11 protein-coding genes, 1 tRNA gene and 2 pseudogenes are annotated in these 14,447 nt (G+C 69.1%); 5 read left to right on the top strand and 9 right to left on the bottom strand.

Annotation, left to right across the window (positions count from 1 at the left end):
- Positions 1-165: 165 nt before the first annotated feature.
- Positions 166-1,677: a 30S ribosomal protein S1 gene (gene rpsA / locus LADH09A_RS20315; RefSeq protein ID WP_124815727.1), complete on the bottom strand. Its 1,512-nt coding sequence runs from the start codon at positions 1,675-1,677 to the stop codon at positions 166-168.
- A gap of 483 nt (positions 1,678-2,160) precedes the next feature.
- On the opposite strand from rpsA, the gene LADH09A_RS20310 reads away from it, so the two are divergent.
- From LADH09A_RS20310 to LADH09A_RS20300, 3 genes and pseudogenes are all read left to right on the top strand, one after another.
- Positions 2,161-2,967, top strand: coding sequence for a class I SAM-dependent methyltransferase (locus LADH09A_RS20310; protein WP_238647058.1), 807 nt, complete (start codon positions 2,161-2,163; stop codon positions 2,965-2,967).
- A gap of 123 nt (positions 2,968-3,090) precedes the next feature.
- Positions 3,091-3,309, top strand: coding sequence for a hypervirulence associated TUDOR domain-containing protein (locus tag LADH09A_RS20305; protein ID WP_238647057.1), 219 nt, complete (start codon positions 3,091-3,093; stop codon positions 3,307-3,309).
- Positions 3,296-3,643 (top strand): annotated as a pseudogene (locus LADH09A_RS20300) (DUF3140 domain-containing protein); the annotation flags it as partial. The gene LADH09A_RS20305 and the pseudogene LADH09A_RS20300, both read left to right, overlap by 14 nt.
- Before the next feature lie 370 nt (positions 3,644-4,013).
- Here the strand turns inward: LADH09A_RS20300 and polA are convergent.
- The 8 genes from polA to LADH09A_RS20260 all read right to left on the bottom strand — a co-directional run bounded on the left by polA (position 4,014) and on the right by LADH09A_RS20260 (position 14,102).
- On the bottom strand, positions 4,014-6,713 hold the full coding sequence (gene polA, locus LADH09A_RS20295; RefSeq protein ID WP_238647056.1) for a DNA polymerase I: 2,700 nt from the start codon (positions 6,711-6,713) through the stop codon (positions 4,014-4,016).
- A gap of 136 nt (positions 6,714-6,849) precedes the next feature.
- Positions 6,850-7,560 (bottom strand): ABC transporter ATP-binding protein, encoded by a 711-nt coding sequence (locus tag LADH09A_RS20290; RefSeq protein WP_238647065.1) that lies wholly within the window; start codon positions 7,558-7,560, stop codon positions 6,850-6,852.
- Entirely contained in the window at positions 7,550-8,491 is a 942-nt protein-coding gene (locus LADH09A_RS20285) for an ABC transporter ATP-binding protein (RefSeq protein WP_238647055.1), read from the bottom strand. Before LADH09A_RS20285 ends, LADH09A_RS20290 begins: the two co-directional genes overlap by 11 nt.
- Entirely contained in the window at positions 8,484-9,662 is a 1,179-nt protein-coding gene (locus LADH09A_RS20280; protein WP_238647054.1) for a branched-chain amino acid ABC transporter permease, read from the bottom strand. Before LADH09A_RS20280 ends, LADH09A_RS20285 begins: the two co-directional genes overlap by 8 nt.
- A complete protein-coding gene (locus tag LADH09A_RS20275; RefSeq protein WP_238647053.1) occupies positions 9,659-10,642 on the bottom strand; it encodes a branched-chain amino acid ABC transporter permease in 984 nt (327 codons plus the stop codon). The genes LADH09A_RS20280 and LADH09A_RS20275 overlap by 4 nt, the downstream gene beginning before the upstream one ends.
- A gap of 66 nt (positions 10,643-10,708) precedes the next feature.
- A complete protein-coding gene (locus LADH09A_RS20270; protein ID WP_238647052.1) occupies positions 10,709-11,860 on the bottom strand; it encodes a branched-chain amino acid ABC transporter substrate-binding protein in 1,152 nt (383 codons plus the stop codon).
- Positions 11,861-12,224: 364 nt separating this feature from the next.
- Positions 12,225-13,412, bottom strand: a complete 1,188-nt coding sequence (locus LADH09A_RS20265) for a hypothetical protein (RefSeq protein WP_238647051.1) — start codon at positions 13,410-13,412, stop codon at positions 12,225-12,227.
- 66 nt (positions 13,413-13,478) lie between these two features.
- On the bottom strand, positions 13,479-14,102 hold the full coding sequence (locus LADH09A_RS20260) for an ANTAR domain-containing response regulator (protein WP_088991522.1): 624 nt from the start codon (positions 14,100-14,102) through the stop codon (positions 13,479-13,481).
- Positions 14,103-14,199: 97 nt separating this feature from the next.
- Here LADH09A_RS20260 and LADH09A_RS20255 point away from each other — a divergent pair.
- Both LADH09A_RS20255 and LADH09A_RS31975 read left to right on the top strand, forming a co-directional pair.
- A tRNA-Leu gene (locus LADH09A_RS20255) sits at positions 14,200-14,277 on the top strand.
- Positions 14,248-14,415: pseudogene (locus LADH09A_RS31975) on the top strand (hypothetical protein); the annotation flags it as partial. The gene LADH09A_RS20255 and the pseudogene LADH09A_RS31975, both read left to right, overlap by 30 nt.
- Positions 14,416-14,447: the final 32 nt, after the last annotated feature.

The following is a 14,447-nucleotide window of genomic DNA, read 5'->3' as shown; positions in this document are numbered from 1 at the left end:
ACCCACGGCGAAGGCCCCGCCCCACGGCGAAGGCCCCGCCCCACGGCGAAGGCCCCGCCCCACGGCGAAGGCCCCGCCCCACGGCGAAGGCCCCGCCCCACGGCGAAGGCCCCGCCCCCTGCGATCCGAAGATCGCGGGGACGGGGCCCGTCGTCGTTCAGCGGGTCACTTACCGCCGGCGAGCTTCTCCCGCAGTGCGGCGAGCGCCTCGTCGGTGGCCAGGGTGCCGGCCGGCTCCTCGGCCTGCCGGCTCGGGGCCGGGCTGGACGAGGAGGTGGTGCCACCGCCGCCGCCACCGGCAGCGGCCGGGACGACCGGAGTCGGGTTGGCAGCGGCCTCGGCGTCGGCGGCCCGAGAGGTCTGCACCTGCTTGGTGTGGGCCTCCCAGCGCAGACGAGCCTCGGCGTACTGGTTCTCCCAGGTCTCGCGCTGCTTGTCGTACCCCTCGAGCCACTCGCCCGTCTCCGGGTCGAAGCCCTCCGGGTAGATGTAGTTGCCCTCGGTGTCGTACGTCGCGGCCATGCCGTAGAGGGTCGGGTCGAAGTGCTCCTCGCCCTCGACGAAGCCCTCGTTGGCCTGCTTGAGCGACAGCGAGATCCGGCGGCGCTCCAGGTCGATGTCGATGACCTTGACCATGACCTCGGAGCCAACCTGGACGACCTGCTCCGGGATCTCCACGTGGCGCTCGGCCAGCTCGGAGATGTGGACCAGGCCCTCGATGCCGTCGTCCACGCGGACGAACGCACCGAACGGAACCAGCTTGGTGACCTTGCCCGGCACGATCTGCTGGATCGCGTGGGTGCGGGCGAACTGCCGCCACGGGTCTTCCTGGGTCGCCTTCAGCGACAGCGAGACACGCTCGCGGTCCAGGTCGACGTCCAGGACCTCGACCTCGACCTCCTGGCCGACCTCGACAACCTCGGACGGGTGGTCGATGTGCTTCCAGGACAGCTCGGAGACGTGCACCAGACCGTCGACGCCGCCGAGGTCCACGAAGGCGCCGAAGTTGACGATCGAGGACACGACGCCCTTGCGGACCTGGCCCTTCTGCAGCTTGTTGAGGAACTCGGTGCGCACCTCGGACTGCGTCTGCTCCAGCCAGGCCCGGCGGGACAGGACCACGTTGTTGCGGTTCTTGTCCAGCTCGATGATCTTGGCCTCGAGCTCACGCCCGACGTACGGCTGCAGGTCGCGCACACGACGCATCTCGACCAGGGACGCGGGCAGGAAGCCCCGCAGCCCGATGTCGAGGATGAGGCCGCCCTTGACCACCTCGATGACCGAACCGCGGACGACGCCGTCCTCGTCCTTGATCTTCTCGATCGTGCCCCAGGCCCGCTCGTACTGTGCCCGCTTCTTGGAGAGGATCAGACGACCCTCCTTGTCCTCCTTCTGGAGGACCAGGGCCTCGATGTGGTCGCCAACCGTCACAACCTCGGCGGGGTCCACGTCGTGCTTGATCGACAACTCCCGAGAGGGGATGACACCCTCGGTCTTGTAGCCGATGTCGAGCAGGACCTCGTCCCGATCGACCTTGACGACGGTTCCTTCGACAATGTCGCCGTCGTTGAAGTACTTGATGGTCTCGTCGATCGCGGCGAGGAATGCCTCCTCGGAACCGAGATCGTCGTGGGTGACCCGGGTGGCGCTCGAGGGGGCCTCGATGCTGCTCGTCATGTGGGCGGTTGCTCCGGTCGGTGGGTTGTCACAGCAGGCTGGTGTCGCAGTGACCTGTTCGCGCCAGCGGATCCGCCGCCGGGCACACCGAACGATCGCCTAGTGAGATCATGATGTGGCTCCGACGACCGCGTACCTGCTCCCTGCCGAGGCAACGCGATCCGCGAGCGCATCGTCTAGCCTACCGTGCGCATTACCACAGCGTGCAAGCCCTCCCGGCTTCTCTGTGTGCGGTGACCTGCGAAAGGCGAACAATCGCCCGGAAACGACCCCTGCTGTCTCGTGCGTCACAGCAGCCCCAGGCGTCGCACCGTCGACTGGTCGGGTGATCGACTCGGCTTCCTGAATGTCGCCGCATCCTGCCGGCTCGGACGCCGCGACGTCGCCGAAACCGGGTCGGTCAGGCGTCCACCGCGCGAGGAGTCGCCGATGTCGGACGCGCCGCCGCACCGAACAGGGTGGATGGGGCCTAGCGTGAGCGCCGTGGATGACGACAGCCGGGTCACCCGGCGCCGGGTGGGTGACGCCGAGGCCCGGCGGGCCAACCGCGGCTGGTGGGACACCGACGCCGACGACTACCAGGCCGAGCACGGCGCGTTCCTCGGCGACGTGGACTTCGTCTGGTGTCCGGAGGGGCTGCGCGAGGCCGACGCCCGGCTGCTGGGTGACCTGTCCGGGCGACGGGTGCTGGAGGTGGGTTGCGGCGCGGCGGCCGCTGCCCGCTGGCTCGCCACCCAGGGCGCCCGGCCGGTCGCCTTCGACCTGTCCGCCGGCATGTTGCGGCACGCCGCCAAGGCCGCCGACGACACCGGGGTACGCGTACCGCTGGTGCAGGCCGACGCCCTCGCCCTGCCGTTCGCCGACCGGTCGTTCGACCTCGCCTGCACCGCGTTCGGCGCGATTCCGTTCGTGGACGACTCGGCGGCCCTGCACGCCGAGGTGCACCGGGTGCTGCGGCCCGGGGGGCGGTGGGTGTTCTCGGTGACCCACCCGATGCGCTGGATCTTCCTCGACGACCCCGGTGAGGGCGGACTGACGGCCGTCCACTCGTACTTCGACCGCTCCCCCTACGTGGAGCAGGACGAGTCCGGCGTGGCCACCTACGTCGAGCAGCACCGCACCCTCGGCGACCGGATCCGCGAGCTGGTCGGCGCCGGGTTCCGACTGCTGGACCTGGTGGAGCCGGAGTGGCCGGAGGGTCATCAGGGAATCTGGGGGCAGTGGAGCCCGCTGCGGGGTCGGCTCTTCCCCGGTACCGCCATCTTCGTCACCGAGAAGCCCACCGACTGAGCGCGCCGACGTGATCGAGTTGACCGAGCCGTTCGACATCGAGCTGCCGATCGCCGAGATCACGCCGTAGGCGGCCGGGCCGGCCGGCCGTTTCGCCCCGCTCGTGTCGGGTAGCCGAGGAGCATGGCCGAACAGAGATTCCACCAGGGCGACCATGTCTCCTGGTCGGCCCACGGCAGCCGCGCGTACGGCGTGGTGCGGGGCACGACCACCGAGCGGACGCGGATCCGCGGGCGGGCCGTGAGCGCGGCCCCCGACGACCCGCAGTACCGGGTCCGCAGTGACGGAACGGGCCACGACGTGGCCCACCGCCCCGAGGCGCTGCGTCATGAGCAAGGCTGACGACCCGGGCCGGGACACCTACCGGGAGTTCACCGAGGCGGTGAACATGAAGCCCGGCGAGCTGTCTACGTGGCTCGAAACCGACGAGTCCAAGCAGGTCGGCTGGCACAAGGGTGGGCGTTCCGGTGGCGGCGAGTCCGTCGGCCACGAGTCCGGCCGGAAGATCATCAACCTGTTGCGCCGCAAACGCGGCGATCTGTCCGAGGGCGACTACAAGCACATGCGCAAGGTGGTCGGCTACGTCCGACGGCACATGGCGCAACGCCCGTCCGGCAACGTGCGCGACACCAAGTGGCGCTGGTCCCTGATGAACTGGGGCCACGACCCCATGAAGTAAGCACGACCCCAAGACGTGGTCTGTGGACCCGCCCCGACCCCGTCACTACCCGGCAAGATCCGCGCAACATCGGCGAAGTTGCTGCCTCAGAACGTCGCGACCCAGCACTTTCCCCGAAGTTGCGCAGATCTTGGCTCGGTGCCGGTGCGCCACGGCAACAGCAGCGCGGACCTCGCGATCAAAGGCGCTGTCACCCCGCGCAGGACCGACCGCAGAAACCCCGTCGGGGTTCCGGGGCAGCCCGACCCGCGCAGGGATCAAGCCTGACCGCCCGGAGCGGGTCGGGCTGCCCCGGAACCCCCAACCGCAACCAACCCGGAATCCCGACCGCAACCAACCCGGAATCCCGACCGCGACCACCGAAGGCTCAGTGGTCGGCGCTGTTCCAGTCCCGGCCCTCGCCCACGGACACCTCCAACGGCACCGACAGCGGGTACGCCCCGCCCATCTCGTGCCGGACCAGCGCCTCCAGAGCCTCCCGCTCACCGGGGGCCACCTCGAAGACCAGCTCGTCGTGCACCTGCAACAGCATCCGCGAGCGCAGCCCAGCCTCGCCCAGCGCCGTGTCGACGTGCAGCATCGCCACCTTGATGATGTCGGCGGCGGAACCCTGGATCGGGGCGTTGAGCGCCATCCGCTCGGCGATGTCACGGCGCTGCCGGTTGTCGCTGACCAGGTCGGGCAGGTAGCGGCGGCGACCCAGGATGGTGGAGGTGTAGCCGTCCTGACGGGCCTTGGCGACCACCTGGTGCAGGTAGTCGCGCACCCCACCGAAGCCGGCGAAGTAGTTCTCCATCAGCCCGCGCGCTTCCTCGGTGTTGATCCCGAGCTGCTGGGACAGACCGAAGGCGCTCAGCCCGTACGCCAGGCCGTAGTTCATGGCCTTGATCTTGCGGCGTTGGTCGGGGGTGACCTGGTCGAGCGGCACGCCGAAGACCGACGAGGCGGTGGCGGCGTGGAAGTCGGCGCCGGAGTTGAAGGCGTCGATCAGCGCGTCGTCCGACGACAGGTGCGCCATGATGCGCATCTCGATCTGGCTGTAGTCGGCGGTGAGCAGGCACTCGTAGCCGTCCCCCACGACGAAGGCACGGCGGATCCGCCGGCCCTCCTCGGTGCGGATCGGGATGTTCTGCAGGTTGGGCTCGGTGGAGGAGAGTCGACCGGTGGCCGCCACCGTCTGGTTGAACGTGGTGTGGATCCGGCCGTCGTCGGAGACCGACTTGAGCAGACCGTCCACCGTCGACTTGAGCTTGGCGACGTCGCGGTGGCGCAGCAGATGGGCCAGCACGGGGTGCGGCTGCTGCGCGTAGAGCCACTGCAGCGCGTCGGCGTCGGTGGTGTAACCCGTCTTGATCTTCTTGGTCTTCGGCAGGCCCAGCTCGGTGAAGAGGATCTCCTGCAACTGCTTGGGCGAGCCGAGGTTGAACTCCCGGCCCACCGCCTCGTATGCGCCCTGAGCGGCGGCCTTCACCTCGGCGGCGAAGTGCGCCTCCAACTCGGACAGGTAGTGCGTGTCGGCGGCGATGCCGGTGCTCTCCATGCCGGCCAGCACCCGCATGAGCGGCAGCTCGACCCCGGCCATCAGCCGGGCGGACTGCTCGCCGTCGCGGGACAGCTCGGAATCGATCGCGTCGGCCAGGTCGAGGGTGGCCCGGGCCTGGAGCATCAGGTTCTGCTCGACCACGCCCTCGTCGCCCAGCCCGTCGAGGGTGAGCTGGCCGGACTCCGGGACGTCGACCCGCAGCTCCCGGTGCAGGTAGCGCAGCGCAAGGTCGGTCAGGTCGTAGGACCGCTGGTCGGGGCGGGCGAGGTACGCGGCGATCTGGGTGTCGCGGGCGATGCCGGCGAGCTGCCAGCCGTGCGCGGCGCAGGCCAGCACGGCCGGCTTGCTGTCGTGCAGCACCTTGGGGCGCTGCGCGTCGGCCAGCCACCCGGCCAGGGCGCCCTCGTCGGTCGGGTCGAGCGCTACCGGGTCTACCCAGGCCGCCGCGCCACCGGCGGTGGCCAGCGCGAGACCGGTGATCGAGGCGGTGTGCCGGCGGTTGGGGCCGGTGTCGAGTTTGACCGCCAACCCGACCGGGGTGCCGGTCGGCGCGTGCGTGGTCAGCCAGCCGGCCAGCGCGCCGGGCTCGGTGAGCACCTCGCCGGTGAGGTCGAACCCGGACTCGGCCTCCGGCTCGACCGCCTCCAGGTACTGGTAGAGGCGGTCGCGCAGGATGCGGAACTCCAGGGTGTCGAAGACCTGGTGCACCGCCTCCCGGTCCCAACCGGTCCACCGGGCGTCCTCCGGGCGCAGCGGCAGCTCCAGGTCGGAGACCAGGCAGTTGATCTCGTAGTTGCGGATCACGTCGGCGAGCCGCTCGCGCAGGCTGTCGCCGGCCTTGCCCTTGATCTCGTCGGCGCGGGCGATGACGCCCTCCACACCGCCGTACGTGGTGATCCACTTGGCGGCGGTCTTCGGGCCGACGCCGGGGATGCCGGGCAGGTTGTCACTGGTCTCGCCGACCAGCGCGGCGAGGTCCCGGTACTGCTGCGGCGGAACGCCGTACTTGGCCTCGATCGCCGCCGGGTCCATCCGGGCCAGGTCGGAGACGCCCTTGCGCGGGTAGAGGACGGTGATCTGGTCGTCGACCAGCTGGAACGCGTCCCGGTCGCCGCTGCTGATCAGCACCGTCATGCCCTGGTCGCGGGCCTGGCAGGCGAGCGTGGCGATGACGTCGTCGGCCTCGAAGCCCTCTTTCTCCACCACCGGGATCTGGAGCGCGGCGAGGACCTCCTTGACCAGGCTGACCTGACCCTTGAAGTCGGTCGGGGTCTCGCTGCGGCCGGCCTTGTACTCCGCGTACCTGTCGGTGCGGAAGGAATGGCGGGAGACGTCGAAGGCGACGACGATGTGGGTGGGCTGCTCGTCGCGCAGGACGTTGATCAGCATCGAGGTGAAGCCGTAGACCGCGTTGGTCGGCTGGCCCGTCGTGGTGGAGAAGTTTTCCACCGGCAGGGCGAAGAAGGCCCGGTATGCCATGGAGTGTCCGTCGACGAGGAGCAGGCGCGGCGTCGTAGCTGTCACGGCAGCGACTCTAGTCCGTCGCACCGACATCCCTGGCCGGCGGCACCGGGTGACACGACGCCGGAACGACGGCCGCCCCGAACGCCGACGGCCGGCCACCCCCGTGAAGGGGTGACCGGCCGTCGCTCGGGTGGCGTCAGGCCACGCCGAGGTACGCCTCCTTGACCGACGGATCGTGCAGCAGGTCCTGACCGGACCCCTCCTTCACGATCCGACCGGTCTCCAGCACGTAGCCGCGGTGTGCCCGCGACAACGCCTGCTGGGCGTTCTGCTCCACCAGCAGGATGGTCGTGCCCTGCTGGTTGATCTCCGTGATGATGTCGAAGATCTGCCGGATCACCAGCGGGGCCAGACCCATCGACGGCTCGTCGAGCAGCAGCAGCTTCGGACGGCTCATCAACGCCCGGCCGACCGCGAGCATCTGCTGCTCGCCGCCGGAGAGCGTGCCGCCGGCCTGCTTGCGCCGCTCGGCCAGCCGCGGGAAGAGGGTCAGCACCCGCTCCAGGTCGGAGGCGATGCCGGCGGTGTCCCGCCGGGTGTACGCCCCCATGTCCAGGTTCTCCATGACCGTCATACCCGGGAAGATCTGCCGCCCCTCCGGCGACTGACACAGCCCCCGGACCACCCGCAGGTCGGCCCGGAGCTTGCTGATGTCCTCACCGTTGAAGGTGATCTTCCCGTTGGCGAGCGCCCGGGTCCCGGAGATGGCCCGCATCGTGGTGGTCTTACCGGCGCCGTTCGCACCGATCAGGGCCACCACCTCACCCTCGTTCACGGTGAGGCTGATGCCGTGCAACGCCTCGATCCGGCCGTACGCGACGGCGACGTTCTCGAGCTCAAGCAGCATCATCGGCTGGCTCCCCCAGGTACGCGGCGATCACCTTCGGATCGCGGCTGACCTCCGCGGGCGCACCCTCGGCGATCTTGCGGCCGAACTCCAGCACCACGATCCGGTCGGTCACACCCATGACCAGCCGCATGTCGTGCTCGATGAGCAGCACGGTCAGGCCCATGTCACGGATGTTGCGGATCAGGGTGAGGAGCTCCTCCTTCTCCGCCGGGTTGAAGCCGGCGGCCGGCTCGTCCAGGCAGATCAGCTTCGGCTCGGTGGCCAGCGCGCGGGCGATCTCCAACCGGCGCTGGTAGCCGTACGGCAGGTTGCGTGCCTCGTCGTTGGCCCGGTCGACGATCCCGACGAAGCGCAACAACTCAAGCGCCTTGGCCTCGGCCGCCCGCTCCTCCAGGATGTGCCGGGACAACCCGAACGTCTTGGCGAACGTCCGGCGAATCTCCTGCCACGACCGCTGGATGCCCGCCTCGGCGGTGACCTGCGGCAACTCGTGCGGCTTCGGCTTCTTCCGGGGCACCCGGAAGAGCGCCCCGGGCACGCTGGTCTTGTGCCGGGAGTCGGTGCCGACCATGACGTTCTCCAACGCCGTCATCTCCGGGAAGAGACGGATGTTCTGGAACGTCCGGGAGATGCCCAGCTGGCTGATCTGGTGCGGCTTGCGGCCGGTCACCCGCTGACCCTGGAACCGAACCGCGCCGGAGGTCGGCTTGTAGACCCCCGTCATCACGTTGAAGCTGGTGGTCTTGCCGGCGCCGTTGGGCCCGATGAGACCGAGGATCTCACCTTCGTAGATCTTGAAATTGATCTTGTCGAGGGCGACCACGCCGCCGAAGCGGAGCGTGACGTCGTCGACTTCGAGCAGGACCGACCGGGGCCCCGGCTGTGCCGGGATCTTCGGCGCGGACGTGCTGGTGGTCTGGTCAGACATGAGCGGGCGCCTCCTCTGCCTCCGCCGCGCGGTCCTTCAACTCGCGGGCCCGCCGCCGGCTGGGGATCAGGCCCTGCGGACGCAGGATCATCACCAGCACCATGGCCAGCCCGAACGCCAGCCACCGGTAGTCGGCGAAGTCGCGGAACCGCTCCGGCAGGTACGCCAACAGGACCGCGCCGAGCGAGACGCCGATCATGTTGCCGGAACCGCCGACCACGACCATGGCGACGAAGAGGATCGAGAGGTTCGCGTTGAACTGGGTCGGGTCGATGAACGCGTTGCGGCTGCCGAAGAGGAAGCCCGCCAGGCCGCCGAGCGCCGCGCCCATGGCGAACGCCCACAGCTTGAACTTGAACGGGTACACGCCCATCACGGCGGCGGCGTCCTCGTCCTCGCGGACCGCGAGCCACGCGCGACCGACCCGGCTGTGCTCCAACCGGCGAACCAGGATCACAATCAGCAGCACGAAGGTGATCGCCAACCAGTACCAGGGCTTCGCGTCGATCAGACCGAAGACCTTGTTGTCCGCCGACGGCGGACCCTCCGGACCCGGAATGGCCGAGATGCCGACCGGACCGTTGGTGACCCCGGTGGCGTTGCGGGCCACGATGCGGATGATCTCACCGAAGCCGAGCGTCACGATCGCGAGGTAGTCACCGCGCAGCCGAAGCGTCGGCCAACCCAGCAGCACCCCGGAGATCATCGTCAGCACGATCGCGATCAGGAGACAGATGCCCCAGGTCACCGCCCACGTCGGCGGCAGGTTGAACTCCTGCTGGATCCACTTGACCACCGGCGAGTTCACCGAACCGAAAAGCGCCACGCTGTAGGCGCCGATCGCGAAGAACCCGATGTAGCCGAGGTCGAGCAGGCCGGCGAGGCCGACCACCACGTTCAGACCGATCGCGACCAGGACGTAGATGGCACAGACGAAGAGCACGCCCGCCCAGTTGTTGCCGCCGTCGATCGAGTCGGTACGCAGGTTGTTCAGGCCGGGGATCATGAGACCACCGGGCAGCTTGCCCAGGTACGGCAGGGAGTAGACGAAGACGAGCAGAGCCACCACGCCGATGGCCTTCTGCCACTTCGGCAGTGCCTGCCAGCGGTCACTGACCGAGGTCAGAAAACCGACCCGGCGGCGGTCTGCGGAGCGAATCTTGTCGATCATGCGCGGGCCCTCCCGAGCGACTCACCCAACAGGCCGGTGGGCCGGAACATCAGCACCACGATCAGCACCACGAAGGCGATGACGTCCTCCCAGTTGGACGCGAAGAGCGTCGCGCCGTAGACCTCGACGATGCCGAGGAAGAGGCCACCCAGCAACGCACCGCGCAGGTTGCCGATGCCGCCGAGCACCGCTGCGGTGAACGCCTTCAGGCCGAGCACGAAGCCGATGCTGTTCTGCGTGAAGCCGAACCGCATGCTCCACAACAACGCGGCGGCGCCGGCCATGATGCCACCGAGCACGAAGATCAGCATGATCACGCGCTCCTGGTTGACGCCCATCAACGCGGCGGTCTCCGGGTTCTGCGCCACGGCCCGCACACCCCGGCCGTACCGGGTGCGGTTGATGAACCAGTCCAGCAAGGCCATCATGGCCACGGCCGAGACGAAGACGATGAGCTGGATGTTCGTGATCGCCGTGTTGCCGACGGTGAAGAGGGTCTCCTGCTGGATGATCGTCGGCATACCGACGATCTGCCGCGGCCGGCCGAACGCCTCCGGCAACACGCCACCGAGCAGCTTGGGCAGCACCTGCCCGAACAGCTCCACGAAGACCAGCGACAGACCGATCGCGGTGATCAGGAAGATCAGCGGCGGCGCGTTCTTGCGTCGCAACGGCCGGTACGCGATCCGTTCCAGCGCCAGGGCCGTGCCGCCGGAGGCGACCGCCGCGACGACCAGACCAAGCACCAGGAACAGGATCGCCTGGCCGATAGGCGGGTTATTTTGCACGCCGAGCTGGGTCCACAGGATCAGTACCGAGAAGGTACCGACCATGAACACCTCGGAGTGCGCGAAGTTGATCAGACGAAGGACGCCATAGACCAGCGTGTAGCCGAGAGCGATCAGGGCGTAGATGGCGCCCTTGGACAGGCCGTCGACCGTGTGCTGGCCGAGATGGCCGATGAGTTCATCGAAATGCACCGGGGGTCTCCTTGAATCGAGTGCGGCCGGGGTGAAACACCCCGGCCGCACTCCAGTGCCTGGACGTCAGCTGAGCTTGAGCTCCTGCAGCGCCTCGATGGCGTTGCCCTTGATCTGGTAGGCCCAGATGACGACCTTCGTCGGGTCGACGTCACCCTTGGAGTCGAACTTGATGTACTTCGACACACCCTGCTTGTCGTACGACTTCACGAACGCCAGGATGTCCGCCCGGCTCTTCTTGCCAGCCTTGAAGGCGTCCAGGTAGATGGTGGCGCCGTCGAAGCCCTCCGCACCGTAGGAGCCCGGCGGGATGCCGAACTTCTTCTGGTAGTCGGCGGAGAAGGTGCCGCCGGCCTTGTCGGCCGGGAGGCACGGGCAGGTGATGATCGCGCCCTCGGCGCCGCCGGAGGCACCCGACGGGAACGCCGTGTCGTAGAGACCGTCCGGGCCGACGAACTTGGCCTGGACACCAGCGGCACGCATCTGCTTCACCAGCGGGGCGGCCTCACGGGTGTAGCCGCCGTAGAAGACGAAGTCGGCCTGCGAAGACTTGATCTTGGAGACGGTGGCGTCGAACTGCGTCTGCCGCTCCTGGATCTTGTCCTTGTTCACGACCAGCGGGCCGAGCTGCTTGCCCAGCTCGTCGGTGATGCCCGCGCCGTACGCGCTGGCGTCGTCGACCATGAAGACCTTCGCGGCGTTCTGGGTCTTCAGGTAGCTCGCCACCGCACCGGCCTGCGTGCTGTCGTTGCCGACCACGCGGTAGAAGGACGTGTTGCCCTTCTGGGTCAGGTCGGTCCGGGTCGCCGACGGGCTGACCATCGCCAGGCCAGCGGCCTGGTAGATCGGCATCGTCGCGTCCGACTCACCGGAGAAGTGACCACCGATGACACCGAGGAACGAGTTGTCCCCCGCGATCTGGTTCGCGAACGGGGTCGCCACCGCGGGGTCACCCTGGGTGTCGAACTCCTGCATGGTGACCTTGCAGTCCGCGTTGGCCGCGTTGAACTGCTCAACGGCGAGCTTCGCGCCGTTCAGCGACGGGATCACCAGGCCCGCGTTGTCACCGGTGAACGCGCCGAAGATCGCGATCTTGCCACCGCAGTCACCGGACGCGGTTCCACCCTCGCTGCCACCGGAATCCTGGCAACCAGCCGCGACCACCAGGGTCGCGGCGAGCGCAACGGTGCCCAGCGCCCGTACATAGCTTCGCCTCACGGCTTCAGACCTCCTCCAGATGCGGACGCGGCTGACCCGAAGCACCGGCGACAGCAGCAGACCGCAATTCCACCCACCCCGCAGGGACTGCCCCTGCGTTACGGCTCGTGATGGCGGAGCGTACCGACACCGCATACCGTCCCGGAAGGCCTGAACGCTGGGTCTGCGAAACCGTTACGAAGACGTGGGCAATCATGTCGATGTCCGTAACAGGTGAATCCGCCAGTCGGTCCTTAAACCCACGGCCGGTCGCAGTCCACCCGCACCCACTCGGACCGCGCACCCCTGCCGAAAAGGCCGATTGACCTGCGGAAACGTCGCAACGAATCGCAACCGGGCCAGCCTGCCCGGTGAACGTCGGCCTTCAGACACCCACACCGGCCGCCCACCACAGGCCGGCCCTCGTTCCGTCGTCGGCCGCCAACCACCAGCGATCACCCACCGCCACCAGCGTCACGTCCCGGTCAGCGCCGGCCGGCACATCGAGTGGCGCCGTGACCTCCCGCCACGACCCGCCCCGGTCCGACGACACCCACACCGAGTGCCGCGCCCCGTCGGTCACCGCGGCGAACAGCCGATCCCCGGACGACACCAGCGACGTCACCCCCGGCACCCCGGCCCCGGCCCGCCGCCCGAACGTCCCGGCGGACACCCAACCCTGCGCCTCCTGCCGCCAGGCGCCGAACACCGCCCCGCGCAGCCCGACCGCCACCGGCACCCCGCCGACCAGCACCACCCGCTGCAACTCCTCGTACTCCGAACTGCCCGGCAGCACCGTGCGCCGCCACGACCGCCCGTCCGGCGACGACCAGACCGCTGGGTCCCGGTCGATCCGGCCGGCCGGCAGAAGGCCGCCCACCGCCAACCAGCCCGACGACGTCGCCACCAAGTCGAACGCCCAGGTCACCCCGACCGCGTCACTCGCCAGCTCCGGCGCACCCTCGACCAGCGCGAAGTCCGCCGCGTCCGGCGACGACACCCAGGAGGCCGCACCCGCCGAACGGTTACCGACGATCAACCAACCCGGCGCACCCGCGGCCAGGCGGGACACGTTCACCGCAGTCGGCCCGCCGTACGTCTCGAACGACGCCTGCACCTCGACCACCGCGCCGTCGGCCACCTGACGCCAGGTGCTCACCCGCGGATAACCGTGCGCGCCACCGACCTTCGCGCCGATCAGCGCCGCCCTGCCGTCGCGGCAGGCCACCGACAGGAACACGTTCTGCCGACCGTAGAAGGAATCCGCCCGAACCGGCAGCACCGTCCAGGTCGTACCGTCCACACTGGTCCAGGCCGCCGGACGCGTGCCGCCCTCGGCGTCCACGACGCCACCGACCACGAACCACCGACCCGCGCACGACGCCGCGTCCCGCATCAGTGGACGCCCCGCACCGCCCGGCGGCGCCGGCAGCGTCAGCGGCTGCCAACCCGGCCGCAACGCCGGCGCGGCGGCCGTCGCCGACCCCGCGCCGCCGGGCGCGGCCGGCCCGTCGCACCCGGTGAGCACCAGCGCGAGGAGGCCGAACACCGCGATCACCCGTCGGACGGACACCCGCCGATGCTAACCAGCCGACGCCGCTCACGGCGGCCCCACACGGCCCGTTGTCGCGCGGAGCGCTCAGACGGTCGGCTGCTGCGACACCTCGCCGCCGGCGGTCTCCGCGAGGATCCGCTCGGCGACCTCCTTCATGGTCATCCGGTGGTCCATCGCCGTGCGCTGGATCCACTTGAACGCCTGCGGCTCGGTCATCCCGTACGTGGTCATCAGCGCGCCCTTGGCGCGCTCCACCGCCTTGCGGATCTCCAGACGGTCGGTCAGGCTCGCGACCTCCGCCTCCAGGGCCGCGACCTCCGAGTAGCGCGACAGCGCGATCTCCACCGCCGGGACCAGGTCACTCTTCTGGAAGGGCTTCACGAGGTACGCCATCGCGCCCGCCGCCCGGGCCCGCTCCACCAGGTCACGCTGACTGAACGCGGTCAGGATGATCACCGGGGCGATCCGGGCACCGGCGATGCGCTCGGCGGCGGCCAGCCCATCCATGATCGGCATCTTGATGTCGAGGATGACCAGGTCGGGCTTCAACTCCTCGGCGAGGCGGACGGCTGTCTCGCCGTCACCGGCCTCCCCCACCACCTCGTAACCCTCTTCGACCAGCATCTCGGCGAGGTCCAGCCGGATCAGCGCCTCGTCCTCGGCGATCAGTACGCGCCTGCGCTCGGCATCCGTCGGCATCTCAGCCACCAGCCCTACCCCCACCAGTTCGAACGCGTCACCCGCCCAGCCGGGTGTCACCGCCCTCAGCGTAGTGGGTATCCTGTCAGTGCTGAATCAGGGAAGCGCCCTCGTAGCCCAACTGGCAGCAGGCAATGGTCTCAAACTCCATACAGTGTGGGTTCGAATCCCACCGAGGGCACCAAAATTTGTCGTACGGGTGTTCGAGGATGTCCTCGTGCATCCACCCGAGATACGTCACCGTGCGCGACAGCTCTTCCTCGCTGGCAGCACGGTTGCCGACACCGCTCGTGCGGTCGGTCTGCCCTATCGGACCGTGTGGCACTGGTGCAACGACCGACCAGAAACGACGTT

Source organism: Micromonospora cabrerizensis, assembly GCF_022230955.1.
GTDB lineage: Bacteria > Actinomycetota > Actinomycetes > Mycobacteriales > Micromonosporaceae > Micromonospora > Micromonospora cabrerizensis.
This window is presented reverse-complemented; position numbering and strand designations above follow the sequence as displayed.

Bases quoted from the DNA above. Each gene is read 5' to 3' on its own strand.
- LADH09A_RS20280 (WP_238647054.1), bottom strand. From the start codon at position 9,662: ATGATCGACAAGATTCGCTCCGCAGACCGCCGCCGGGTCGGTTTTCTG.
- LADH09A_RS20305 (WP_238647057.1), top strand. From the start codon at position 3,091: ATGGCCGAACAGAGATTCCACCAGGGCGACCATGTCTCCTGGTCGGCC.
- LADH09A_RS20290 (WP_238647065.1), bottom strand. From the start codon at position 7,560: ATGCTGCTTGAGCTCGAGAACGTCGCCGTCGCGTACGGCCGGATCGAG.
- LADH09A_RS20285 (WP_238647055.1), bottom strand. From the start codon at position 8,491: ATGTCTGACCAGACCACCAGCACGTCCGCGCCGAAGATCCCGGCACAG.
- rpsA (WP_124815727.1), bottom strand. From the start codon at position 1,677: ATGACGAGCAGCATCGAGGCCCCCTCGAGCGCCACCCGGGTCACCCAC.